Raw genomic sequence first — 24846 nt, forward strand, 5'->3', positions numbered from 1 at the left:
CTGGCCGGCAACCTCATGATGTTTGGCAGCACGCGCGAGGTTGCCGGCCAGCGGCCGGCACTACCTCATTCCTCCGGCGACGGCGGGTTCGACGCCAGCAGTTCCAGGTGGCGCTGTTCCATTTCCTGGCGCAGCTGGCGGCGGATCTGTGCTGCGGCCTGGCGGCGCTTTTCGTCGGACGTTGCCGGCTGCAAGGGCGGGACAGGCGTCGGCCGGCCTTCTTCATCCACTGCGACCATCGTGAAGAAGCAGCTGTTGGCGTGGCGCACGCTGCGCTTGAGGATGTCCTCGGCCACCACCTTGATGCCGATCTCCATCGATGAGGTGCCGGTGTAGTTCACCGAGGCCAGGAAGGTGACCAGCTCGCCGACCGCGATGGGCTGGCGGAACATCACCTGGTCCACCGACAGGGTGACCACGTAGCTGCCGGCATAGCGGCTGGCGCAGGCGTAGGCCACCTGGTCAAGCAGGCGCAGGATGGCGCCACCATGGACCTTGCCGGAGAAATTGGCCATCTCCGGCGACATCAGCACCGTCATGGACAGCTGGTGGGTTTTCAGTTCGGTCGACATGCGGCGATTGTATCGGCAACCGGTCGTGCCGGCCGCTGGCCGGCAACCACGCGGTTGTTTCCGGAGGCCATGAAAAAGCCGGCCAGCGGCCGGCTCTACCAGAAGCAGAAGGGCCGCGTGAGCGGCCCTTCGTGTTGCTTACTTCAGCTTCGCATCGGCGCGCAGGGCGGCGGCGCGGTCGGTCTTCTCCCAGGAGAAGGCCGTGGCGTTGACGGTCTCGCCTTCGCCGTTGAGGTAGCTGAACTCCTTCGGCTTGCGGCCGAAGTGGCCATAGGCCGCGGTCTGCTGGTACATCGGGTGGATCAGGTCCAGCATCTTGATGATGCCGTACGGGCGCAGGTCGAAGTGCTTGCGGATCAGCTTCTCGATCTTGTCGTCGCTGATCTTGCCGGTGCCGAAGGTGGTGACCGAGATCGAGGTCGGCTCAGCCACGCCGATGGCGTAGGAGACCTGCACTTCGCAACGGTCGGCCAGGCCGGCAGCAACCACGTTCTTGGCGACGTAGCGGGCCGCGTAGGCGGCCGAACGGTCGACCTTGGACGGGTCCTTGCCGGAGAACGCGCCACCACCGTGACGGGCCCAGCCGCCGTAGGTGTCGACGATGATCTTGCGGCCGGTCAGGCCGCAGTCGCCCACCGGGCCGCCGATCTCGAACTTGCCGGTCGGGTTGATGTGGAACTTGGTGCCCTTGTGCAGCCACTTGGCCGGCAGCACCGGCTTGATGATCTCTTCGCGGACGGCCTCGATGAGGTCCTTCTGCTTGATGCCCGGGGCGTGCTGGGTCGACAGGACCACGGCGTCGATGGCCGAGACCACGCCGTTTTCATAGCGCAGGGTGACCTGGCTCTTGGCGTCCGGGCGCAGCCACGACAGCGGCGAGTTCTTCTTCTTGCGGATCTTGGCCTGCTGCTCGACCAGGCGGTGCGACAGGTGGATCGCGGCCGGCATGTAGCTGTCGGTCTCGTTGGTGGCATAGCCGAACATCAGGCCCTGGTCGCCAGCGCCCATTTCTTCCGGCTTCTTGCGGTCCACGCCCTGGGCGATGTGCGGCGACTGCTTGCCGATCAGGTTCAGCACGCCGCAGGTGGCGCCGTCGAAGCCGACGTCGGAGCTGTCGTAACCGATGTCCGTGATGACCTTGCGGGTCAGCGCTTCCAGGTCGATCCAGGCGCTGGTGGTGATTTCACCGGCCACGATGGCAACGCCGGTCTTGACCATGGTCTCGCAGGCCACGCGGGCGCGCTGGTCCTGGGTCAGGATCGCGTCCAGCACCGCATCGGAGATCTGGTCGGCAACCTTGTCCGGATGGCCTTCGGAGACCGACTCGGAGGTGAAGAGATAGCTGGACATCAGGCGTAATATCCCTTGATTCGGATGGAAAGATGGGCGCGCATGATACACGGGGTGCGCCGCCTGTGCATTGTGAACCGGTACCGGTTGCCGGTGGTTAAGCCCGCGTAGGCCCGGCAGGGGCCGTCATGACGGGATTGGGGGCCAGCCTCGAGGCCCAGTGTTCCACCCGCGCGACAACAACAGACGGGGCTGCCCAACCCCCGACCGCGCAGGCCGCGACTCGGCCGTCAAGGGGCCGGCCGTCATCGTTCTGCCCCGAAACCGCCATCTGGCTGCCGCCTGCCGGGCGCAGGCTGTCGGCCAATCTGGCCGCCGGGCATCAGTGGATCCGCCATGCAGGAACTCGAACAGCGTCTCCAGCAACGTTTCCCCGATTGGTTCCATGGCCGCCGTGGCCAGCTGGCACGGCCGCTGCTGCGCAGCGTCGGCCGCTGGTCGCGCCTGGACCAGATCGAAGCCTTCCTGCAGCGCAGCTCAGGCCTGCGCGGCTTCGGTTTCGTCGCCGCCGGCCTGGAGTTCATCGGCGGCCAGTACCAGGTGGATCCGGCCGCGCTGGCGAAGATTCCGGCCACCGGCCGCCTGCTGATTGTCGCCAACCACCCTTCCGGGGCGCTGGACGCATTGGCCTTGCTGGACGCAGTCGGCCGTATCCGCCGCGATGTGCGGATCGTGGCCAACGACCTGCTGGGGGCGATCGCGCCGCTGCAGGATCTGCTGTTGCCGGTGCGCATCCTGGGCGGCAAGGCGCAGCGCGGCAGCCTGCATGCGGTGGAGCAGGCGCTGGCCGCCGAGCAGTGCGTGATCGTGTTCCCGGCCGGCGAGGTATCGCGCCTCTCGCTGCGCGGCATCCGCGATGGCCGCTGGCAGCGGGGATTTGTCCGTTTTGCCCGCGCGGCCGGTGCACCGGTGCTGCCAGTGCGGGTGGAAGCGCGCAACTCGGCGCTGTTCTATGGCGCCTCGACCCTGTTCAAGCCGGCCGGTACCGCGTTGCTGGCACGCGAGATGTTCACCCGTCGTGGCCGCCCGCTGCGGCTGAGCATCGGCGAGCCGATGCGGCTGGGCGACGGCGGCGACCCGGGTGCCCAACTGCTGGCGGTCCGCCGCGCACTCTATGCGCTGGGCCGCAATGGCGCGGCCGGCAATGCCGCTGCCTGCGCGGGCCCTGAGCCGCTGGCCGCCCCGGTGCCACCTTCGCAGGTCGCCGCTGGCATCGCTGCTGCCACCCAGCTGGGCCAGACCGCCGACGGCAAGCAGATCCTGCTGGCCACCTGCACTGCCGATTCGCCACTGCTGCTGGAACTGGGCCGCCTGCGGGAACTGACCTTCCGCCAGGTGGGTGAGGACACCGGCCGCAGCCGTGACCTCGACAACTACGATCCGCAGTACGAGCACATCGTGATCTGGGACGCCGCCGCGCAGCGCATCGCTGGCGCGTACCGGATCATGCGTGGTGCCCACGCGTTGGCCCGGCACGGCCTGTCCGGGCTCTACAGTGCGTCGTTGTTCCGCTATTCCGACGATGCCATCACCCACATCGCCGAGGGCCTGGAACTGGGCCGCAGCTTCGTGATGCCCGACTACTGGGGCAGCCGCAGCCTGGACTACCTGTGGCAGGGCATCGGTGCCTACCTGCAGTGCCGGCCGGGGATCCGCTACCTGTTCGGCGCGGTGTCGATCAGTGCGGCCTTGCCGCGCGATGCGCGCGAGCAGCTGGTGGCGTACTACCAGCGTTATTACAGCGGCACCGCCGGCATGGCCGAATCGAACCGGCCGTTCCAGTACTTCGCCGCACCGCCCAGTTTCGGTGAGCTGGATGCAGGCGCCGCGTTCGACGTGCTGAAGGCCAACCTGGCTGCACTCGGTACCGGCGTACCCACGCTGTATCGCCAGTACACCGATCTGTGCGAACCGGGCGGCGCGCGCTTCCTCGCCTTCGGGGTGGACCCGGACTTCAGCGATTCGATCGACGGCTTGATCGAGGTGGACCTGTGCGCGGTCCGGCCGAACAAGCGCAAACGTTACCTGCGCGACGCGGGGACGCCGGCATGAGCACGCTGGCGAACCTGTCGCCGAACCGGCGCGCGGTGTTCGTTTCCGATGTGCACCTGGGCTCGCGCCATTGCCATGCCACCGAGCTGGCGCGATTCCTCTCGCAGCTGCGCTGCGAACGGCTGTACCTGGTGGGCGACATCATCGACCTGTGGTGGATGGCGCACCGCCGTGCCACCTGGCGGCAGTCGCACAGCGAGGTCATCCAGGCGCTGCACGCGCTGCGCCGTGCCGGCACCGAGATCATCTACATTCCGGGCAACCACGACGCTTCGCTGCGCCAGGTCTGCGGTCTGATGCTGCCGGCGATGCAGGTGCGCCGCCGCGCCATCCACGTGACCGCCGATGGCCGCCGGCTGCTGGTCGCGCACGGCGACGAGTATGACGGCGTGACCCACTTCGGCGGCCTGCAGGAAAAATTCGGCGACTGGCTGTATTACCGCATCCTCACCGGCAACCAGGCCTTGAATGCAGTGCGGCGGCGGCTGGGCATGCGCTACTGGTCGCTGTCGGAGTTCCTGAAGAAGCGCAGTGGCGCCGCTGAACGCTACATCGAGCGTTTCGTGCAGGCCGGGCTGGAAGACGTGCGCCGACGCGGCCTGGACGGCATCGTCTGCGGGCATATCCACCGCGCCGCGCTGATTGAACGCGATGGCCTGGTCTATGCCAATGACGGCGACTGGGTGGAGAGCCTGACCGCACTGGCCGAAGACCACGACGGCGCGCTGCGCCTGCTCGACCATAGCGGCCAGACTCTGCTGGAACTGCCCGGCGCGCGGTTGTCGCAGGCGGCATAGCCCGCGTCTGTCCCGCTGTAGAGCCGAGTCCATGCTCTGCTGCCGTTACGCGCAACGAAGAGCAGCCGAGCATGGGCTCGGCTCTACATACACCGCGCGCAAGCCGCTAGCATCGGCCCATGGATTCATTGACCCAGATCGTACTCGGCGGCGCCGTCGCTGCTGCCATCGCTCCGCCTGGCCATCGCCGCGCGGCCCTGCTGGCCGGTGCCGCGCTCGGCACCTTGCCGGACCTCGACGCCCTGTGGCTTGGCTTCACTGCGGCCGACCCGGTGGCGAACATGACCGAACACCGCAGCTTCAGCCATTCGCTGCTGGTGCTGCCCTGGGTGGCCGCACTGATCTGGTGGTTGTTCAAGCGCTTCGGCAACGGCCGCGTCGCGCAGTCACCGCTGCGCTGGTTCTGGGCGATCCAGCTGGCGCTGGTTACCCATCCCGTGCTGGATGCGTTCACCGTCTACGGCACCCAGTTGTGGTGGCCGCTGCGGCCACACCCAACCATGGGCTCCAGCGTCTTCATCATCGACCCCGGCTACACGGTGTGGCTGCTGCTGGGCTGCGTGCTGGCCTGGTTCGGTCGTGCGCGGCCCTGGGCGGGCAAGGTGCTGGGCGCGGCGTTGCTGCTCAGCAGTGGCTACCTGGGCTGGGGGCTGATCGCCAAGGCGCAGGTCGATCGGGCCGCGCAGCAGAGCCTGGCCGCGATGGGCCTGGGCGATGCGCCGCGCTTCTCGGTGCCGATGCCGTTCAACACCCTGCTGTGGCGGGTGGTGGCGATGACACCCAGCGGCTACGCGGTGGCTGACCGCTCGCTGCTGGCCGACCATGGGCCGATGCAGTTCGAGGGCCGTCCGTCCAACGTGCAGGCACTGCGCGAAGCGTCTGCAATTCCCGCCGTGCAGCGGCTGCAGTGGTTCAACCGAGGTTTCATGCGGGCGCAGGTGGTGGACGGCCGGCTGGTGCTGAGTGACCTGCGCATGGGGCTGGAGCCGGACTACACCTTCAACTTCGTGGTGGCCGAGCAGGCCGACGGGCAGTGGCGGCCGATAACGCCCGAGCAGGTGCGAGTGGATTACAGCAGCCCAGCCGCGCGCGCCGACGCAGGTCGCCGGCTGGCCGCGATGTGGCAGCGGATCTGGCATGCGCCCGAGTAGATCCACGCCATGCGCGGATGAAGGGACATCGGCGGTGGCAGCCACGCATGGCGTGGCTCTACTGCGTCGATCAGCGCCCGCAGCCGGTGCCGTTGAGTAGATCCACGCCATGCGTGGATGAAGGGACATCGGCGTTGGCAGCCACGCATGGCGTGGCTCGTCGATCAGCGCCCGCAGCCGGTGCCGTTGAGTAGATCCACGCCATGCGTGGATGAAGGGACATCGGCGGTGGCAGCCACGCATGGCGTGGCTCTACTGCGTCGATCAGCACCCGCAGCCGGCGCCGTTGAGTAGATCCACGCCATGCGTGGATGAAGGGACATCGGCGTTGGCAGCCACGCATGGCGTGGCTCTACTGCGTCGATCAGCGCCCGCAGCCGGTGCCGTTGAGTAGATCCACGCCATGCGTGGATGAAGGGACATCGGCGTTGGCAGCCACGCATGGCGTGGCTCTACTGCGTCGATCAGCGCCCGCAGCCGGTGCCGTTGAGTAGATCCACGCCATGCGTGGATGAAGGGACATCGGCGGTGGCAGCCACGCATGGCGTGGCTCTACTGCGTCGATCAGCACCCGCAGCCGGCGCCGTTGAGTAGATCCACGCCATGCGTGGATGAAGGGACATCGGCGTTGGCAGCCACGCATGGCGTGGCTCTACTGCGTCGATCAGCGCCCGCAGCCGGTGCCGTTGAGTAGATCCACGCCATGCGTGGATGCGGGAGCATTGGTGCCGCGTCGGCTCAATACACCGTCGCGCGGCCCTGCACGAACGAATAGAAGAACACCGCATTCGGGTCGTTCTGCACCAGGCGGAACTCGCGGCGCATGCCTTCCACGGTGTCCTCGTCCACCGAGCCGGCCTGCAGCAGCTGGTCGGCCGCCGACAGCAGCAGCTGCTCCCAGAACGCGATCATGGTCTTGCGACGCGCCGGTTCGCGGTTGTCCAGGTGGATGGTCTTGATCTCGGTATGCACGTCGCGGAAGCCGCCGGCCAGCAGCAGGTTGCCCAGCTTGGCGCCGACGAACGGGTCGCCGCCGTGGTCGTACTGGAAGTCGTTGAAGGCCATCCAGTAGCGCCAGATGTGCGGCGAGTACGGGTCGAGCAGGAACGAGGCATTCATCACTTCGGTGATGTAGACCGGCGAACCCGGTGCCAGCACGCGGCGCACTTCGCTCAGCACGCGGGCAGGGGAGGGGACGTGTTCCAGCACCCAGCACAGGAACGCCGCATCGAAGCTGCGGGCCTCGAACGGCAGTTCGCCGGCATCGGCCTGCTGCAGGGTGTAGCGGTCGCTGCACCACGGCGTGCGCGCCAGGTTCTCGCGCGCCGTGGCCAGCTGCGTTTCGCTCAGGTCCACGCCGGTCACGTGCAGCTCGGGGAAGCGGCGCAGCAGGATCTCGGTCTGCGCACCGACGCCGCTGCCGACTTCCAGCAGGCGCCGTGCACCGCTGTAGTCGATCTGGCCGAAGATGCTCGATTCCAGCAGGCGCGCCTGGGTCATCAGGCGCTGCTGTTCGGTGCCGGAAAACCCGTGCAGGTAGGTCGGAGAGGAGATCGGCGGGGTCATGGAGGCGGGCTCTGGGAGTTCAATTCGGTCGAGCAGGCTCGACGTTGTGACGCGGCAGTGCGGTCAGGCCGCTGAAGGCAGCGCCGGTTCCCCGGCAATCAGGCGGTCGAAGTACTCGGTGGTCAGCGCGATCTGGCTCTGCGGGTCTTCGGCACGGTTGACCACCGCACGGAAGGCGGCGTTCTCCGGCCGGTCCCTGGCATACCAGCCCAGGTGCTTGCGCGCGATGCGCACGCCCTGCGGTTCACCGTAGAACGCGTGCAGCGCATGCAGGTGGCCGAGCAGGATGTCGCGCACTTCGGCCAGCGATGGCGGCGGCAGTTCCTGCCCGGTGGCCAGGTAATGCGCCACTTCGCGGAAGATCCACGGCCGGCCCTGCGCCGAGCGGCCGATCATCACCGCATCCACGCCGGTCTGCTGCAGCACGTAGGCGGCCTTCTGCGGCGAATCGATATCGCCATTGGCGATCACCGGAATGCGCAGCGCGGCCTTGATCTCGCCGATGGTGGCGTACTCGGCCTGGCCGGTGTAATGCTGGTCGCGGGTGCGGCCGTGCACGGCCAGCGCGGCGATGCCGCTGTTTTCGGCAATCCGGGCAATGACGGGCCCATTGCGGTGGTCACAGTCCCAACCGGTGCGGATCTTCAGGGTGACCGGCACGTCCACCGCGTTGACCACGGCTTCGAGGATGCGCGCCACCAGCTGCTCGTCGCGCATCAGCGCCGAGCCGGCCCAGGCGTTGCACACCTTCTTGGCCGGGCAGCCCATGTTGATGTCGATGATCTGCGCGCCGTGGTCGACGTTGTAGCGCGCGGCTTCGGCCAGCTGCTGCGGCTCGGTGCCGGCGATCTGTACGCTGATCGGTGCCGGTTCGCCGTCATGGTCCATGCGGTGGATCGACTTGCGCGTGTTCCAGAAGCGCGGGTCGCTGATGGTCATTTCCGAGGCGGCCAGTCCCGCGCCCAGCCGTTTGCACAGCAGGCGGAAGGGCTTGTCGGTGACGCCGGCCATGGGCGCCAGCACGACGTTGGGGGCAATGGTGTACGGGCCGATCTGCATGCGCCCATTGTAGAGCGCGGGCGCGGCCTGGGCGGTGTCGGCGGGCCCCGAGTTCAGGCCGATCGGCACCGACCTCATGCCGTACCGGCATCAGCAGATGCTTGACGGTTGCTTCCGCCGCCCCCAAGGGCGGGCGATGGTAGGTGGCTAACCCAGGCTCTGCCAGGCCTGGCGGGTACCCAGGGCGAAGGCCAGCCCCAGGCCCAGGCAGGCCAGCGAACTGACCACCCAGAAGCGCCGGCCGTTGTACCCCGGCCGGAACAACGCCAGGCCGAAGCCCATCGCGGCGCGCAGCAGCAGCAAGGCAGCGATGGCGGGCAGGACCAGGCGACTGGCCGGCAGTGGCGAATGCCAGCCCGCGGCGGCCAGTGCGTACAGGGTCCAGGCCACCAGCAAGGCAGTGATGCCGGCGGTCATCAGCGGTGGCCACCAGTGCCCCGCATGCGCGAGCCGGACCACGCGCTGGCCGGCACCGAAGTATCTGTACCACGCGGCGCCGAAGGCGATGCAGCCGATATGCAGCAGCGCCGCAGCGGCACTGCCTGCGGCCGCGACCAGCAACCAGGGGAATCCGTCCATGTCCTGCCCGTGCAAGGAAGCTGCGCGGATCGTGAGCGAGGGGCAGGATGTGGGCAATGCGACAGGCGGTCGCAGGGGCTGGGCAATGGGCAAAAGAAAGGCCCAGGTGCCTGTACACCCGGGCCTTGTCATCCACGCGTGGCGTGGAATTACTTGGCTTCGGCGTCGGCCGGGGTGAAGCGCGGCATTGCCGCTGCAGCGCCTTCCTTCTCGGTCGAGCGACCGGCGAACTGGTTGGCAAAGCGCACGTGGCGGGCGAACGGGGCGTCGGCCACCTGCGCCAGCGACGCGGCCAGCGCACCGTTAAAGGCATCACCGGCACCGGTGGTGTCGATGGCCTGCACCTGCTCGGCGCCGACGCGGTAGTACGGCTGGGTATCGCCGCGCAGGTTCTCGTCGGCGTGAGAGACGAACACGCCCACCGAACCCAGGGTCACCACCACGGTACCGTTGCCGACCAGCTTGCGGCACAGCGCATGCAGGCTGGCGCCATCCAGTGCGGCGACATCGTTGGCATCCACGCGCTCACCGACATGGCGGCCGAGCAGTGCGGCGAACTCGGTCTCGTTCGGGGTGATCACATCGGCCAGCTTGAGCAGGCCGATGGTCGAGGGCGCGTCGGCCGGTGCGGTGTTGAGCACGGTGGTGACACCGGCCTCGCGGGCCGTGGCCAGCGCCGCTTCGATGGTCTGCACCGGCGATTCCAGCTGTACCAGCACCACCTTGGCGCCGGTCAGCAATGCCTGCTGCTGTTGCAGGAAGTCGGTGCTGAGCGCGGCGTTGGCGCCCGGGCCGATCACGATGGTGTTACGGCCGCGCGCGTCCACGTAGATGCCCGCAGTGCCGGTCGGCTCGCTGCTGGCTTCGGCAATCAGGCCGAAGCCATCCTGCGCGGCCAGTTCGCGCGCGGTGGCGCCACCGGCGTCATCGCCCAGCGCGCACACGAAGTGCGTGTCGGCGCCGGCGCGGCAGGCCGCGACCGCCTGGTTGAAGCCCTTGCCACCGGGGCCGGTGCTGTAGCGGCCGGCAATGGTCGCACCCGGTGCCGGCAGCGACTCGCACCGCCACACGTGATCGACATTGAAGGAACCGACGACAACGACACTGCTGCTCATAGGAAATCTTTTCTCAACCAGGGGTTCAACTGAAGTGCGTCAGCACGCCGGCGATGGTCGCCGTCATGAAGGTGGCAATGGTACCGCCCAACACCGCGCGCAGGCCGAACTTGGCCAGATCGTGGCGACGTTCCGGCGCCAGGCCGCCAATGCCGCCGATCTGGATCGCGATCGAGCTGAAGTTGGCAAAGCCGCACAGCGCGTAGGTGGCGATCAGGCGACCTTCGTCGGACAGGCTCACGCCCGCCACCTGGCCGTTCACGATCTGCGACAGCTCGGTGTAGGCCACGAACTCGTTGATCACGACCTTCTGGCCGATCAGCGAACCGACGGTGGTGGCATCAGCCCACGGGGTACCGATCACCCAGGCAATCGGGGCCAGCACGTAACCGAAGATGGTCGACAGGTTGGTCGGCTTGCCGATGGCAGCGGCCAGGCCCGTCACATCGCCGATCCAGGTCAGCGGGGCGTTCAGCAGCGCGATCAGGGCGATGAAGGCCAGCAGCATCGCGCCGATGTTCAGCGCCAGCTTCAGGCCGTCACCGGCACCGGCAGCGGCCGCGTCGATGATGTTGCTGGAGGTCTTCTCGACTTCCATCTTCACCGTGCCGCGGGTCAGCGGGGTGCCCGTTTCCGGAATCAGCAGCTTGGCCACGACCAGGGTGGCCGGTGCGGCCATGATGCTCGCCGCCAGCAGGTGCTTGGCGTAGAAGGCCTGCTGCACCGGGTCGCCGCCGCCGAGCATGCCCACGTAGGCCGCCAGCACGCCGCCGGCGATGTGGGCCATGCCGCCGATCATCATGGTCAGCAGCTCGGACTGGGTCATCCTGGCGATGTACGGGCGCACGGTCAGCGGCGCCTCGGTCTGGCCGATGAAGACGCTGGCGCAGACGCTGGTGGTTTCCGCGCCGGACACGCGCATCACCTTGGTGATCGACCAGGCCATCACGCGCACGATCGCCTGCATGACGTTGAGGTGGTACATGACCCCCATCAGCGCCGAGAAGAAGATGATGGTCGGCAGCACCTGGAAGGCGAAGATGAAGCCGTAGTTCTTGGTGTCCATCAACGAGCCGAAGATGAAGCCCGAACCCTCGTTGACGAAGCTCAGGACCTTGACGAAGCCCTTGCCCAGCGCATCGAACACGTCGCGCCCGCCCGGCACCAGGATCACCAGCGCCGCGAAGGCGATCTGCAGGGTGATACCGGTGGCAACCAGCTTCCAGTCAACCGCACGCTTGTTGTTGGAAAACAACCAAGTGATGCCGATCAGCACCGCCAACCCGAACAGGCCGAAGCCGATCCTGCCCAAACCTTCGACCATGTGAGTGACTCCCCTGGGGCGTCGCGAAAAACGGGAAGCCTAGTGCAGGGCAGGGGCCGGGGCAAGAAAAAGCAGCGTGCGCGCGCCCATCGGTACCGATCAGGCCAGCAACGGCAAGGGCTTGCGGCCGGCGGCGGCAGGTAGAATGGGGCTCGATCCCGGCCCGGATGCGGGCCCGCAGCAGGAGATTTGCATGCAATACCGCCGCCTGGGCTCCACCGGCCTGCCGATTTCCGCCCTGTCCTTCGGCGCCTGGGTGACCTTCGGTGACCAGATCCCACGCGACGAGGCCCGCAACCTGGTGGCTGCCGCCTGGGACCACGGCGTCAACTTCTTCGACAACGCCGAGGGCTATGCCAACGGCCGCGCCGAACAGGTGATGGGCGATGTGATCGCCGACCTGCGCCTGCCGCGCGACGGCATCTGTGTCTCCAGCAAGGTGTTCTTCGGCAGCGCCAGGGACCCACGGCCAACCCAGCGCGGCCTGTCGCGCAAGCATGTGACCGACGCCTGCCATGCCGCGCTCAAGCGCCTGCGGGTGGACTACCTGGACCTTTATTACTGCCATCGCCCGGATCCGGACGCGCCGATCGCCGAGACCGTGCATGCCATGGATACGCTGGTGCGGCAGGGCAAGATCCTCTACTGGGGGACCTCGGAGTGGTCGGCGATGCAGATCCAGCAGGCGCTGGACATCGCCGAAGCACGCAACCTGCAGGGCCCGTCGATGGAGCAGCCGCAGTACAACCTGCTGCACCGCGAACGCGTCGAGGTCGAGTATGCGCCGCTGTATGCCAGTGCCGGCCTGGGCACCACCATCTTCTCGCCGCTGGCCTCGGGCCTGCTGACCGGCAAGTACGACCAGGGCATTCCGGCCGATGCGCGGCTGGGCCGCGAGGGCATGGAATGGCTGCAGGCGCTGGTGCTGGGTGACGACTCCGAGGCCCGCCTGGCCCAGGTGCGCCGCTTCAGCGAAGCAGCGCGTGAGCTGGGCCACGCCCCGGCCACGCTGGCGATTGCCTGGTGCCTGCGCAATCCGAACGTCTCCAGCGTGATCCTCGGCGCCAGCCGGGTCAGCCAGCTGCTGCAGAACCTGCAGGCGCTGGAGGTGCTGGAGCAGGTCGATGCGGCTGGCTGGGCGCAGGTCGAAGCCGCCTTCGCCTGAACCCCGGGGCCGACCGGGCCTGGGCCTCGGTCGGGCCGGCTCGGGCTCGTGCCTCGGTAGAGTCGCGATTTGATTGACATGATCTATCGAATCCCAGAATTCGATCATTAATCCCATCAATCAAATTGAGAATGGTTGTTGATTGTCAACTGAGAATCATTATCATTTGACTCGTCCCTCGCACGAGTCCAGATGCTCATGAATGCTCAACCTGTACTGCTGCGCCCCGAAACGCTGACCCTCCGCGATCGCCCGGTCCGTGTCGTTCCGCCGGAAGAGGTGATCGACAGCGAAGCCCTGCTCAAGGGCCGTCGTGAAATCCTGATCCAGCACGGCGACCGCTTCTACCGCCTGCGGCACACCAGCAACGACAAGCTGATCCTGACCAAGTAACCGCGGCCTGGTCGCCCGCCTCCCTCCCTCCTACCGGCAGCGCCGGCAGGGTGGGCGACCCGTCCGCGCCCGCTCTCTCCCCCTCGGTCTACCGCGTGCACCTCCCGGGTGTGCCGGTAACCGGGGGTTCCCCTGCCTGACCGAACGAACCCGATGACCCGCCCTACCGCCCTTTGCCTCGCCGTCTGGATGGCCCTCCCGCTGTCCGCCCATGCTGCCGCCGCGGCCACCGCCGCGCCCGATGCGCGCGACTTCGACCGCGTGCAGGTCACCGCCACCCGCACCGAGCGGGCAGTGAGTGACGTGGCGGCCACCGTCGATGTCATCGACCGCGAGCAGATGGACCGGCACCTGGTGCAGGACATCAAGGATCTGCTGCGCTACGAGCCGGGCCTGTCGGTCAGCCGCAGCGCCGCGCGCTTCGGCCTTGGCAGCATCCGCATCCGTGGCCTGGACGGCAACCGCGTGCGCGTGCAGACCGATGGCATCGCCATGCCCACCAGCTTCAACATCGGCTCGTTCTCCAACGCCAACCGCAACTTCACCGATCTGGACACGCTCAAGCGCGTGGAGATCGTGCGTGGCCCGGCCAGTTCGCTGTACGGTTCCGACGCGCTCGGGGGTGTAGTGGCCTTCGTCACCAAGGATCCGGCCGACTACCTGAAGGATGGCAAGGACAGCTACGTCGGCCTGAAGTTCGGCTATGACGGTGAGTGGAAGGGCCTGCTCGGCGGCGTGACCAGCGCGTTCGGCGGCGAACACTGGAGCGGCATGGTCAACATCAACCATCGCCAGGGCCAGGAAACCGGCAACAAGGGCGATGTGCGCAGCCTCGACAACACCCGGACCGCGCCCAACCCGCAGGACCGCGACGGTCGCAGTGGCCTGGCCAAGCTGGTCTATGCACCGAGCGAGGACCAGCGCTTCCGCCTGACCGTGGAAGGCAACGAAGACACCACCGATACCAACGTGCTGTCCTCGATCGACCGTACCACCACCACCGGCATGAAAGCGCGCGACACGCAGAACCGCACCCGCGTGTCGTTCGCCCATGAAATGGATGCGCTGGACAAGGGCTTCGCCGACAGCCTGCATTGGCAGCTGTATACCCAGCACAGCGAGACCAACCAGGTCACCGACGAAGACCGCGCCAACCGCAGCCGCCGCCACCGCGAGTTCAATTTCGACCAGCGCGTTTACGGCTTGCAGGCGCAGTTCAACAAGGCGTTCAGCACCGGCAGTGTCGAACATGCGCTCACCTACGGCTTCGAAGGCGCGCGTACCGAGATCCGCCAGAAGCGCGATGGCTATCAGGTTCTGGCCAATGGCCAGACCAGCACTACCATCCTGCCTGACGCCTTCCCGGTACGCGATTTCCCGATCAGCAAGACCACCGAGCTGGGCCTGTATGCGCAGGATGAAATGCGCATGGCGGGCGGCAAGCTGTCGCTGGTGCCGGGCGTGCGCGTGGATCGCTACGAGCTGAAGCCGGAAGTGGACAGCATCTTCGCCGACGACAATCCCGGCGTTGCGGTGGCCAGGCTGACCAAGACCAGCGTCTCGCCGAAGCTGGGCATGGTCTATCGCTTCACCGACGAATGGTCGCTGTTCGCCGGCTACTCGCATGGTTTCCGTTCGCCGCCGTACAACGACGTCAACCTGGGCTTCACCAACTTCGCCTTCGGTTACACCGCCATCCCCAATCCGGACCTGAAGCCGGAAACCAGCGACGGCCTGGAGCTGGGCCTGCGCTTCCTGTCACCGGCCGCCTACGTCAGTGTCAGCGGCTACTACAACGAGTACAAGGACTTCATCGAGTCGCAGTCGCTGGTCGGCACCAACGCCCAGGGCCTGATGGTGTTCCAGTCGCGCAACATCGCCGATGCGCGCATCTACGGTGCCGAACTGAAGGCTGGCGTTGACTTCGGCCAGATCAACCCGGCGCTGCAGGGCTGGGCGCTGCGCAGCTCGGTGGCCTGGTCGCGCGGCGACAACAAGACCGAGGACACGCCGCTGGATTCGGTCGACCCGCTGCGCAGCACCGTCGGCCTGATGTACGACACCGACGCCTGGGGCGTCGAACTGGCCGGTACCTTCGTCAAGCGCAAGGACCGCGTCACTGCAGCGACGGTGTATCGCCCGGCCGGCTACGGCGTGGCCGACCTGATGGCGCACTGGAACTTCGCCCCGGGCGCGACCTTCAACGTCGGCGTGTTCAACCTGGGCGACAAGCGCTACATCGATTGGTCCAATGTGGGTTCGACGCTGTCGCCGACCAGCCGCGTGCTGGATCGCTACACCAGCCCGGGCCGCACTCTTTCCGCCAGCCTTGCCGTTTCCTGGTGACCCCATGAGCCGAGCCTTGTCCGCACGCAGGAATGACGCCATCGCCGTGCAGGGCAGCGCGGCCTGGCCGACCCCGGCACAGCTGGCCACGCTCGGCACTGTGTTGTGCCTGTACCACGCCGACGGCAACGAGCTGGGGGGCTGGCGCCAGGCGGTGCGCGTGCACGCCTGCCAGGGCGTGGACAGCGAGGGCATACGCGAAAGCCTGTGTTTCCTTGATGCCCGCGGCCGCTGCGTGTGGCGCCTGTACCTGCTGCCCGACAGCGATTTCCTGGCCTGGGACCGGTTGGTCGCGGCGTTGCCGCCGGGCCCGCAGCACGACCGCGATGGCAGTGTGAGCGAACGCCTGTGGCGTCGCCTGGCCGGGCACCTCGGTGGCCAGCGCTGGCGCCTGTGCACGCTGCGCCTGCATGCCGCGGACGAGGGCCGCACCCTGGCGGCCAGCCTGTCGACCCTGTCCTCGCTGGGCGCGGCCACCGCGCGTCGCATCGCGCGATTGGAAGGAGCCGAAGGCGAGCTGGCGATCGACGATTGCTGCTGCGCCGACGCCGCGCGCCGGCCGGCACCGCGTATCCCCGGCGACCTGCCGCTGATCCGCCTGTGATCCTTTCCTGATGGAACGCCCGACGGCCCTGGACGGCCTCTCAACGAACCTGCAACCCCGAAGGAAGACCCGATGAAGTTCCAGACAGCCAGCGTCATGCTGCTGCTCGCTGCCAGCGGCGTGGCCAGCGCGCAGCCCTCCGACATCGCCCGCGACCACGACAGCATCCTGGCCATGCAGGGCGAGTACACCGTCGACTTCGCGTTCGACGAGACCGTGCTGCTCAAGCCCGGCTACGAGCGTGCGCCGGCGATGCGCAGCGGCGGCAGCGAAGTGGTCATCGTGGTCGAGGACACCCCGCAGCGCATCGTGCTGCAGCACCTGTTGCTCGATGAGAAGAGCGGCCACATCACCAAGCACTGGCGCCAGGACTGGGTCTACGAAGCGCCCAGCCGTTTCGAGTTCAGCGCCGATCAGACCTGGCAGGTACGCCGCATTCCCGCAGCGGTGAACCAGGGCGCCTGGACCCAGTGCGTGTATGAAGTGAGCGATGCACCGCGCTACTGTGGCACCGGCAAATGGACGTACACCAACAACGTGCCGAGCTGGACCAGCGACCTGAGCTGGCGCCCGTTGCCGCGTCGTGAGTACACCAAGCGCAGCGACTACAACGCGCTGGCCGTGGTCAACCGCCACACGCTCACGCCCAATGGCTGGACCCACGAGCAGTTCAACACCAAGGTGCAGCGCAACGCCGACGGCAGCCAGGTGGAGATCGCCCGCGAGTTCGGCTTCAACGACTACGTCAAGACAACCGAGGTCGACTTCACCCCTGCCCGCGCCTATTGGAAAGCCACTGCAGGCTACTGGGCCAAGGTGCGCCAGCGCTGGGACGGCTTCCTCGGTCAGGCCCCGGGCGTGCACCTGAAGACCAAGCTCGATGGCATGGCGATGATCATTCCGCTGTTCACCCAAGCCGAAGCGATCCAGTCCGGCAAGCAGGTGAAGGACACGCAGATCGACGAGGTCTTCGCCAAGTACGTGGAAAAGGCGCCCAAGGAAGGCTGATCGCCGCGATGGAGATGGGTGCCGGGCGTACCCGGCACCGCATCCACCGGCTGCCGGTGGGGCCGGGCTTGCTCGGCACGCCATCCGGAGGCGCAACCGCCTCAGGCCTCACGCAACGCCAGTGCCGGCGGCGTATGCAGGATCGCCCGCGTACCCCACCAACCCGCCAACAGGCTCAAGCCGATGCCGACTACGCCGCCGATCAGCAGCCCCGGCCACGGCGGCAGCAATGGAAGCTCGAACACCTTCTGCGAGACCGCCACGCCGATCGCAGCGGCCGCGCCCACTGCCAGCATCGCCGCCAGCGTGCCCAGCGCGCCGAACTCCACCAGTACCGCGCCGCGCAGCTGGCGCCGGGTCGCGCCCAGCGTGCGCAGCACCGCGCTGTCGTAGCGACGCTCGCCGGCGGTGGCCTGCAGCGCGGCCAGCAGCACCAGCACACCAGCCAGCAGGCTGAACACCATCACCAGCTGCACCGCCTGCGCCACCCGCTCCATCACATCGCGCACCTGCGAGATCACCGCATCCACGTCCAGTAGCGACAGGTTCGGCTGCGCGCGTACCAGTTCGCCCAGGCCCGCCGCCTTGCCGGCCGGCAGATGGAAGGCCGACAGCAGGTTGTGCGGGGTGTCGCCCACCGCATTCGGGTTCAGCAACACGAAGAAGTTCGGCCGGAAGGTGTTCCAGTCCGCCTTGCGCACGCTGGTGACGGCGAACTCGCGTTCCTGCTCGCCCACTGCAATGGTGATGCGATCGCCCGGGTACACGCCGTAACGCTTGGCCCAGCCGATTTCCACCGAAGCTTCCGGCGCGGTGCTGTCGGCTTTCCAGAACGTGCCATTGACCAGCGTATTGGCCGGCGGGAAGGTGCTGCGCCAGCTGAAATTCAGTGGCCGGTTCTCGTCATCGTCATCGCGCTGGCCGCCTTGGGCCGGTTGCCCGTCCTGTCCTGGCTCGCGGTCTACGCGCAGCGGCGGCTTGCCGTTGATCGCGATCAGGCGGCCGGTCGCCATCGGTTCGATGCTGGCGTCGCCGGCGCCCAGTCCACGCAATGCGGCCAGCACACTGTCGCGCTGCTCGGGCTGGATGTTGATCAGGAAGTAATTCGGCGTATCCGCAGGCAGTCGCTCGCGCCATTGCTGCAGCAGGCCGGGGCCGGTCACTGCCAGCAGCAGCAACGCGCACAGCGACAGCGACAGCCCGACCAGCTGCATCACCGCGAGCAGGCGGCGCCGGGTCAGCGCGGCCAGGCCCAGCCGCCAGTTGCCATGCAGGCGGTGCTGCAGGCCGCGCAGCAGCTGCAGCAGCACGAAGCCGACCGCACCGGCCGCCAGCGCCAGCGCGGCCAGGCCGCCCAGCACCCACAGCGCCAGCTTCAGGTCGCCGGTGACTTGTACCGCCAGCAGCAGGCTGGCCGCCAGCGCTGCCACATAGGCCAGCAGTGACGCCGGCGGCAGGGCGGCGAAGGAACGGTTGAGCACGCGCATCGGCGGCACCCCACGCAGGCGCAGCAGCGGCGGCAGGCCGAAGCCGAACAGCAGCAGCAGGCCGATGCCGGCGCCGGTCAGCGCAGGCATCGCCTCGGGCAACGGCAGGCGCTGCGGCACCAGGCTGCCCAGTACCTGCACCAGGCCTTCCTGCGCGGCCATGCCCAGGCCGATGCCGAGCGCACAGGCCGGCACCGCCAGCATCAGCAGCTGCAGCGCCAGGCCCAGCAGGATGTCGCGCTGGCGCGCACCCAGGCAGCGCAGGATCGCCACCTGGTCGATGCGGCGCAGCGCGAAGCGGTTGGCCGCCAATGCGGTGGCCACGCCCGCCAGCAGTACCGCCAGCAGCGCGCTCAGGCCGAGGAAGCGCCCGGCCAGATCGAAGGCCTGGCGCACGCCGCGCTGGGTGTCATCCACGCTCAGCAGGCGCAGGCCCTTCACCTGTGGCAGCAGCCACTCACGCAGGGACGCGACCTGCCCGGGCGGTCCTGCAAACATCAGCCGGTAGTTGATGCGGCTGCCGGGGCCAAGCAGTCCCGTGCCTTCCACATCGGCGCGGTTGACCAGCAGGGTGGGGGACAGCGTCAGCAGGTCGCCACCGGTGTCCGGCTCGGCCTCGATGATGCCGGCGATGCGTAGCGTGCCGGCGCCGAACTCGAGATCATCGCCGGCCTTCAGCCCGAGCCCCTGCAGCAGGCGTGGGTCGGCATAGGCCTGGCCCTTGGGCGGCATGCCGGCGTCTGCGATCAGCGCCCCGCCGGGCGTGGCCCGTACCCGCAGCGTGCCGCGCAGTGGATAGCCCGCCTGAACCGCCTTGATGCTCGCCATCTGGCTGGCCTCGCCATGGAACAGCACGCTGCCGAAGCTGGCGATGCGGGTGTAGGCCAGTCCACGCCGTTGTGCCTCGTCGGCGAATGCCTGCGGCGGGTCATCACGCCCGGCGATGCCGAGATCGCCACCGAGCATTTCCGCCGCGCTGCCGGTCAGCGCCAGGTTGACCCGGTTCACCAGCGTGCCCACCGCGGTCATCACCGCCACGCCCAGCACCAGTGCGGCGAACACCGTCAGCAGGTCGCCGGCCAGCGCCTCGCGGCGCAATGCGCGCCACGCGTGGCGCAGCACGTTCATGCCTGTGCCCCACGCTCGACCGGCAGCAGGCGGCCGTCATCGATGCGGTGGATGTACTGGCAACGCTGCGCCAGGCGCAGGTCGTGGGTGACCAGTACCAGGGTGGTGCCGCTGCCGGCGTTGAGTTCGAACAGCAGGTCGCTGACGTGCTGGCCGGTGGCGTGGTCCAGCGAGCCGGTCGGTTCATCGGCGAACAGGATGCGCGGGCGGGTGACGAAGGCACGCGCCAGTGCCACGCGCTGCTGCTCGCCACCGGACAGCTGGCGCGGGTAGTGGCGGGCACGATGGGAGAGGCCGACCTGGGCCAACACTTCATCGACCCGCGCGCGATCCTCGCGCCCAGCCAGCTCCAGTGGCAACGCGACGTTCTCGGCGGCGGTCAGCGCCGGCAGCAGATGGAAGCTCTGGAACACGAAGCCGACCGCGCGCGCGCGCAGCTGGGCCCGCGCCTCTTCATCGAGGTCGCCCAGGTCCTGGCCCGACAGCGCAATACGGCCGCGGCTGGGCAGGTCCAGCCCGGCCAGCAGGCCGAGCAGGGTGGTCTTGCCCGAACCGGAAGCGCCGACGATGGCCGCGCTGGTGCCTTCATGGACGGTCAGGGTGATGTTGTCCAGTATGTGGACTTCACCCTCCGGGCCCTGCACGGATTTGCCGACCTGGTCGACGGCGATGGCGACGGGCGCGCTGCGGGGGGACAGGCTGTCGATGAGGAGACTCCAATGCGCAAGACGGGATGGAGCCGGCGAGCCGGCGCGATGATGGTGCTGCTGCTAGGGTTCCTGCTGTTGCCGGGGCTGGCCTGTGCCAAAGGTCCGGCCGGCACCGTGCTGGTGCTCGGCGACAGCCTCAGTGCAGCCCACAATATCCCTGCCGACGCCGGCTGGGTCAGCTTGCTGCAACAGCGGGTCAGGCAGCAGTCGAAAACCCCGGCGCGCATCGTCAACGCCAGCATGAGCGGGGAAACCACCGCCGGCGCGCTGACCCGCCTGCCGGGCCTGCTGGCCAGGGAGAAGCCGACCGTGGTGGTGATCGCGCTGGGCGGCAATGACGCGCTGCGTGGGCTGACCCCGGCGCAGGTGCAGGGCAACCTGGGAAAAATGGTGCAGGCCAGCCAGAAGGCCGGCGCCAAGGTGCTGCTGCTGGGCATCGACGTGCCCCCCAACTACGGACCGGCCTACCGCCAGCGCCTGGCCGCGGCCTACAAGGCGCTGGCCACGCAGTACAAGGTGCCGCTGCTGCCGTTCCTGCTGGAGGGCGTCGCCCTGCAGCCGGGCATGATGCAGGCCGACGGCCTGCACCCCACGGCGCAGGCGCAGCCGAAGGTGCTGGACAACGTCTGGCCGCTGCTCCGGCCACTGCTCTGAACCGTTTGTGTACCTCTTGACGGAACTTCACATCGCGTCCACCGTCGATCCGGCATGTTTCACAAAGCTGAAGTTAGAGGGAATCACATGCGTCAGACGAAGGAGACCTCCGGCTTGGTGCTGGTGGTCGAAGACAACCGCAACATCTCCGAGATGATCGGGGAATACCTGGAAGGTCGCGGCTTCGAAGTCGACTATGCACAGGACGGCCTGGATGGCTACCGTCTCGCGGCGGAGAACAGCTATGACGTCGTGGTGCTCGATCTCATGTTGCCGCGCCTGGATGGCATCGAAGTGTGCCGTCGCTTGCGCAACGATGCGCGCAAGTCCACGCCGGTGCTGATGCTCACGGCACGCGACACGCTGGACGACAAGCTCACCGGCCTCGGCTTCGGCGCCGATGACTACCTGACCAAGCCGTTCGCGATCCAGGAGCTGGAAGCCCGCCTGCGCGCGCTGATCCGTCGCGAACGCCGCCAGGTCGGTTCGGAGGTGCTGAAGGTCGCCGACCTGGTCCTCGATCCGGTCAGCATGCGGGCTACCCGTGCCGGCACCGAGCTGCAGCTGTCGCCGATCGGCCTGCGCCTGCTGACCATCCTGATGCGCGAATCGCCGCGCGTGGTCACCCGCCAGGAGATCGAACGCGAGATCTGGGGCAATGGCCTGCCGGATTCGGACACCCTGCGTAGCCATCTGTACAACCTGCGCAAGATCATCGACAAGCCGTTCGACCGTCCGCTGCTGCATACCGTGCAGAGCGCCGGCTATCGCATTGCCGATATTGCCCAGCCGATGGCCTGATCGGGGCCCGGCCTGTGCAGCATCAGGCCCGGCCGGGCAACGACCCCGCACCGGGCACGGATGACCGGCCGGCGTTGCCGCCGGTCAGCGTCCGTGCACGACTACGGCGCAGCGCGCTGCCTATAATCGCAGCGCTCTGACCGGGACCCCGCAATGCCGCACGGCCTGCCGCGCAAGATCCGTATCGCCTTCATCCTGCAGGCAGTCCTGGCCAGCCTGGGCATCCTGCTCGGTGCCTGGCTGGTCTCGCTGGTGATCAAGCACAGCCTGGTCGGCGCCGCCCTGCGCGAGGAAGCGGCCTATTACTGGACGCTGCACGAGGCGTCGCCGGTGCAGCCGCCGCCCAACACCCACAACATCCGCGGCTACCTGCTGGAAAGCGGGCAGTCGGCACTGTCATTGCCGGCCAACCTGCGCACCCTGGAGCCTGGCTTCCACGAGCTGCCCCAGGACGACCAGCTGGTGCTGGTCGACGTGCGGCCTGCCGGTCGCCTGTACCTGGTGTTCCTGCGCTCGCGCGCGGAGATGCTGGCGTTCTGGTTCGGCATCGTGCCGGTGCTGCTGACCCTGTTGGCGGTGTATGGCGCCAGCTGGGTCACCTACCGTGCCTCCAAACGACTGGTGTCGCCGGTGAACTGGCTGGCGCGGCGCGTCTCGCGCTGGGACCCGGGCCACCCCGAAGCGGCCGATCTGGAGCCGAACAAGCTGCCGGCGGACATGCAGGGCGAGACCCGCCAGCTGGCGGCCGCACTGCATTCGCTGGCCAACCGGGTCAGCGCGCACGTGGCGCGCGAGCGCAACTTCACCCGTGATGCCAGCCATGAGCTGCGCACGCCGTTGACCGTCATCCGCGTGGCCAGCGACATGGCCCTGGGCGATGAAACCCTGCAGCCGCGCCTGCGCCGCAGCCTGCAGCGCATCCAGCGTGCAGGCCGCGACATGGAAGCGGTGATCGACGCGTTCCTGATCCTGGCCCGCGAGGCCGATGTCGAACCGCAGATCGAGCTGTTCGACGTCAACGACATCGTCCGCTACGAGGTGGACAACGCCAACGAGCTGCTGGGCAACCGGCCCGTATCGGTGCACCTGCACGGCGAAGGCCCGGTACAGCTGCACGCACCGCCGCGGGTGCTGCAGGTGGTGGTCAGCAACCTGGTGCGCAATGCCTGCAGCTACACCGACGAAGGGCGTATCGACGTGCACGTGCTCAATGACCGGGTGGTGGTGCGCGATACCGGCATCGGCATGTCCGCCGAGGCGCTGTCGCGCGCGTTTGAACCGTTCTACCGCGCCGAGCCGAGCCGCCCGCAGGGCACCGGCCTGGGCCTGTCGATCGTGCGCCGGCTGTGCGACCGCTTCGGCTGGAAGGTCAGCCTGGCCAGCGAGCCGGGCAAGGGCACCGAGGCCACGGTGATCTTCCGGTAGAGGGATTTTGCCGGGCTGCGCCCGGCACCCGCCGAGGCAACATCAACATCAAAAGCGGGCATTCCGTGGAATGGCGGGGCGGTGTGGGTTTGCAGGACACGCCGTAAACCCGTCCATGGGGGCTCGATGGCGCCATCCATGGCGCCAACGGTCCTGCAAACCCACACCGCCCCGCCTTCGACAGTTTCCCGCGATCCGCGGTAGATCCACGCCATGCGTGGATGGGGTTGCTCAGTTGCAGTTGACCTTCGGCGCCAGCGCCCTGGTCCAGATGTCATAGCCGGCCGGGGTCATGTGCAGCATGTCCTCGCGGAACAGCGTCGCATCCGGCTGGCCGTCGGCGCCGAGCATCGGCGTGTAGATGTCGGTGAAGCCGGTATTGGGCAGCTTGGCCAGCGCGGCCTTGATCAGCGTGTTGGCCTCGTTGATCGCCGGCAGCAGGTGCGCGCGCGACGGGCTCGGCTTGATCGACAGGTACTCCACCCTGGTCTTCGGCAGGTCGCGATGCACGCGCTGCACGAAGGCAACCACGTCGTCGCGCACCTGCACGGGGCTGCGGCCACTGTTGAGGTCGTTGTCGCCCGCATAGAAGAACACCTTGCAGGGCGCGTAGGGCACCACGATGCGGTCGGCGTACCAGGTGCTGTCGCGCACTTCAGAGCCGCCGAAGCCGCGGTTGAACACTGGCTGGCCAGGGAAGTCGGTGGCCAGGCTCTCCCAGAAGCGGATCGAGGAGCTGCCGATGAACTCGATGCCACCGCGCGGCGGCGGGTTGGACTGGTCGGCGCCGGCGAAGCGGGCCATGTCGCCGGCCCAGGCCACGTTGGAGACCTGTTCGGGCACCCGGGGCGACTCGGCCGGGCTCAGCGCCTGGGCCAGCGGTGCGGCAGTCAGCAGGCCCAGCATCAGCAGGCAGGTACGGCGACGGGACATCAGGCGCTCCAGCAGGCAAGGGGGCATCCATCATAGGAGCATGCCCGGGCCGTTGCTTGCCCCTGGCAGGCCGTTCAGCGGGCCGGCGCGGGCTGCGGTTGGCGGCCTTGTGGCAAAATGGCCGCCATCTGCCTATTCCTGTGCACCCATGATTCCCTGCCGTGCGTCTGAGCGGTCGCTGCGCCGCGTCCCCGTTGCTGGATATTCCACCCGTGGCTGATCAGTTCGGCCACCTGCCGCGCGGCCCGCGCCGCATCTTCCAGGCCGCCCGCTGGTCCTGGCAGGGCCTGCGCGCTGCCTGGCTGTACGAGTCCTCGTTCCGGCTTGAGGTCTACCTGCTGATCCTGCTGACGCCGATCGCGATCTGGCTGGGCCAGACGCCGGTCGAACGCGCGCTGCTGATCGGCTCGATGCTGCTGGTGCTGGCGATGGAGCTGGCCAACTCGGCCATCGAAGCGGTGATCGAACGTTACGGCAGCGAGATCCATGAGCTGGCCGGCCGCGCCAAGGACATGGGCTCGGCGGCGGTGTTCGTGCTGATGATGAACGTGCTTCTGTGCTGGGCGCTGGTCGTGGTCCCGCATGCAATGGCCGGCAAATACGGCTGATCCCTCATTCCCCCTTGTT

At 67.9% G+C, this 24846-nt stretch carries 22 protein-coding genes; 12 read left to right on the forward strand and 10 right to left on the reverse strand.

Annotation, left to right across the window (positions count from 1 at the left end):
• Window positions 1-65: 65 nt before the first annotated feature.
• Both ROV93_RS11425 and metK read right to left on the reverse strand, forming a co-directional pair.
• Window positions 66-572, reverse strand: a complete 507-nt coding sequence (locus ROV93_RS11425) for an acyl-CoA thioesterase (protein WP_005415314.1) — start codon at window positions 570-572, stop codon at window positions 66-68.
• 138 nt (window positions 573-710) lie between these two features.
• Window positions 711-1922 (reverse strand): methionine adenosyltransferase, encoded by a 1212-nt coding sequence (gene metK, locus ROV93_RS11430; protein WP_005408103.1) that lies wholly within the window; start codon window positions 1920-1922, stop codon window positions 711-713.
• A gap of 336 nt (window positions 1923-2258) precedes the next feature.
• Between metK and ROV93_RS11435 the strand changes: the two genes are divergently transcribed.
• The 3 genes from ROV93_RS11435 to ROV93_RS11445 all read left to right on the forward strand — a co-directional run bounded on the left by ROV93_RS11435 (window position 2259) and on the right by ROV93_RS11445 (window position 5922).
• Complete coding sequence (locus ROV93_RS11435) at window positions 2259-3974, forward strand: lysophospholipid acyltransferase family protein (protein ID WP_312539839.1); 1716 nt, start codon at window positions 2259-2261, stop codon at window positions 3972-3974.
• The gene (locus tag ROV93_RS11440) at window positions 3971-4771 is read left to right on the forward strand and encodes a UDP-2,3-diacylglucosamine diphosphatase (RefSeq protein WP_072167867.1); all 801 of its coding nucleotides are present in this window, start codon (window positions 3971-3973) and stop codon (window positions 4769-4771) included. Before ROV93_RS11435 ends, ROV93_RS11440 begins: the two co-directional genes overlap by 4 nt.
• Before the next feature lie 119 nt (window positions 4772-4890).
• Window positions 4891-5922: a metal-dependent hydrolase gene (locus ROV93_RS11445; protein WP_072167868.1), complete on the forward strand. Its 1032-nt coding sequence runs from the start codon at window positions 4891-4893 to the stop codon at window positions 5920-5922.
• A gap of 738 nt (window positions 5923-6660) precedes the next feature.
• Here ROV93_RS11445 and ROV93_RS11450 read toward each other — a convergent pair.
• From ROV93_RS11450 to ROV93_RS11470, 5 genes are all read right to left on the reverse strand, one after another.
• On the reverse strand, window positions 6661-7488 hold the full coding sequence (locus tag ROV93_RS11450) for a class I SAM-dependent methyltransferase (RefSeq protein ID WP_061478371.1): 828 nt from the start codon (window positions 7486-7488) through the stop codon (window positions 6661-6663).
• A gap of 63 nt (window positions 7489-7551) precedes the next feature.
• The gene (dusB, locus tag ROV93_RS11455; RefSeq protein WP_072167924.1) at window positions 7552-8547 is read right to left on the reverse strand and encodes a tRNA dihydrouridine synthase DusB; all 996 of its coding nucleotides are present in this window, start codon (window positions 8545-8547) and stop codon (window positions 7552-7554) included.
• Window positions 8548-8694: 147 nt separating this feature from the next.
• A complete protein-coding gene (locus tag ROV93_RS11460; RefSeq protein WP_065178745.1) occupies window positions 8695-9126 on the reverse strand; it encodes a hypothetical protein in 432 nt (143 codons plus the stop codon).
• A gap of 149 nt (window positions 9127-9275) precedes the next feature.
• Entirely contained in the window at window positions 9276-10241 is a 966-nt protein-coding gene (locus ROV93_RS11465; protein ID WP_010481872.1) for a ribokinase, read from the reverse strand.
• A 25-nt stretch (window positions 10242-10266) separates the two neighbouring features.
• Window positions 10267-11565, reverse strand: coding sequence for a nucleoside transporter C-terminal domain-containing protein (locus ROV93_RS11470; RefSeq protein WP_072167869.1), 1299 nt, complete (start codon window positions 11563-11565; stop codon window positions 10267-10269).
• Window positions 11566-11758: 193 nt separating this feature from the next.
• Between ROV93_RS11470 and ROV93_RS11475 the strand changes: the two genes are divergently transcribed.
• The 5 genes from ROV93_RS11475 to ROV93_RS11495 all read left to right on the forward strand — a co-directional run bounded on the left by ROV93_RS11475 (window position 11759) and on the right by ROV93_RS11495 (window position 17081).
• A complete protein-coding gene (locus tag ROV93_RS11475; protein WP_072167870.1) occupies window positions 11759-12730 on the forward strand; it encodes an aldo/keto reductase in 972 nt (323 codons plus the stop codon).
• 198 nt (window positions 12731-12928) lie between these two features.
• Window positions 12929-13123: a hemin uptake protein HemP gene (locus ROV93_RS11480; protein WP_005412278.1), complete on the forward strand. Its 195-nt coding sequence runs from the start codon at window positions 12929-12931 to the stop codon at window positions 13121-13123.
• A gap of 189 nt (window positions 13124-13312) precedes the next feature.
• Entirely contained in the window at window positions 13313-15469 is a 2157-nt protein-coding gene (locus ROV93_RS11485) for a TonB-dependent hemoglobin/transferrin/lactoferrin family receptor (protein WP_180890821.1), read from the forward strand.
• 4 nt (window positions 15470-15473) lie between these two features.
• A complete protein-coding gene (locus ROV93_RS11490; protein WP_072167872.1) occupies window positions 15474-16073 on the forward strand; it encodes a Hemin transport protein in 600 nt (199 codons plus the stop codon).
• Between the two features lie 72 nt (window positions 16074-16145).
• Window positions 16146-17081: a DUF6607 family protein gene (locus ROV93_RS11495; RefSeq protein WP_072167873.1), complete on the forward strand. Its 936-nt coding sequence runs from the start codon at window positions 16146-16148 to the stop codon at window positions 17079-17081.
• 101 nt (window positions 17082-17182) lie between these two features.
• Here the strand turns inward: ROV93_RS11495 and ROV93_RS11500 are convergent, their stop codons facing one another.
• Both ROV93_RS11500 and ROV93_RS11505 read right to left on the reverse strand, forming a co-directional pair.
• The gene (locus ROV93_RS11500) at window positions 17183-19696 is read right to left on the reverse strand and encodes an FtsX-like permease family protein (protein WP_072167874.1); all 2514 of its coding nucleotides are present in this window, start codon (window positions 19694-19696) and stop codon (window positions 17183-17185) included.
• Window positions 19693-20340: an ATP-binding cassette domain-containing protein gene (locus ROV93_RS11505; protein ID WP_072167875.1), complete on the reverse strand. Its 648-nt coding sequence runs from the start codon at window positions 20338-20340 to the stop codon at window positions 19693-19695. Before ROV93_RS11505 ends, ROV93_RS11500 begins: the two co-directional genes overlap by 4 nt.
• Window positions 20341-20415: 75 nt before the next feature.
• Here ROV93_RS11505 and ROV93_RS11510 point away from each other — a divergent pair, with 75 nt between their 5' ends.
• The 3 genes from ROV93_RS11510 to ROV93_RS11520 all read left to right on the forward strand — a co-directional run bounded on the left by ROV93_RS11510 (window position 20416) and on the right by ROV93_RS11520 (window position 23286).
• Entirely contained in the window at window positions 20416-21060 is a 645-nt protein-coding gene (locus tag ROV93_RS11510) for an arylesterase (RefSeq protein ID WP_061478363.1), read from the forward strand.
• An 87-nt stretch (window positions 21061-21147) separates the two neighbouring features.
• Window positions 21148-21861, forward strand: coding sequence for a response regulator transcription factor (locus ROV93_RS11515; RefSeq protein ID WP_002811889.1), 714 nt, complete (start codon window positions 21148-21150; stop codon window positions 21859-21861).
• 153 nt (window positions 21862-22014) lie between these two features.
• Window positions 22015-23286, forward strand: coding sequence for a HAMP domain-containing sensor histidine kinase (locus ROV93_RS11520; protein WP_005415333.1), 1272 nt, complete (start codon window positions 22015-22017; stop codon window positions 23284-23286).
• A gap of 231 nt (window positions 23287-23517) precedes the next feature.
• On the opposite strand, the gene ROV93_RS11525 is transcribed toward ROV93_RS11520, so the two are convergent.
• Window positions 23518-24219, reverse strand: a complete 702-nt coding sequence (locus ROV93_RS11525; protein ID WP_072167876.1) for an SGNH/GDSL hydrolase family protein — start codon at window positions 24217-24219, stop codon at window positions 23518-23520.
• Between the two features lie 212 nt (window positions 24220-24431).
• Here ROV93_RS11525 and ROV93_RS11530 point away from each other — a divergent pair, with 212 nt between their 5' ends.
• Window positions 24432-24827 carry a diacylglycerol kinase gene (locus tag ROV93_RS11530; protein ID WP_072167877.1) on the forward strand — a complete coding sequence of 132 codons (396 nt, stop codon included), beginning with the start codon at window positions 24432-24434 and terminating at the stop codon, window positions 24825-24827.
• Window positions 24828-24846: the final 19 nt, after the last annotated feature.

It is taken from the genome of Stenotrophomonas maltophilia group sp. msm4 (genome assembly GCF_032025605.1).
Taxonomy (GTDB): domain Bacteria; phylum Pseudomonadota; class Gammaproteobacteria; order Xanthomonadales; family Xanthomonadaceae; genus Stenotrophomonas; species Stenotrophomonas sepilia.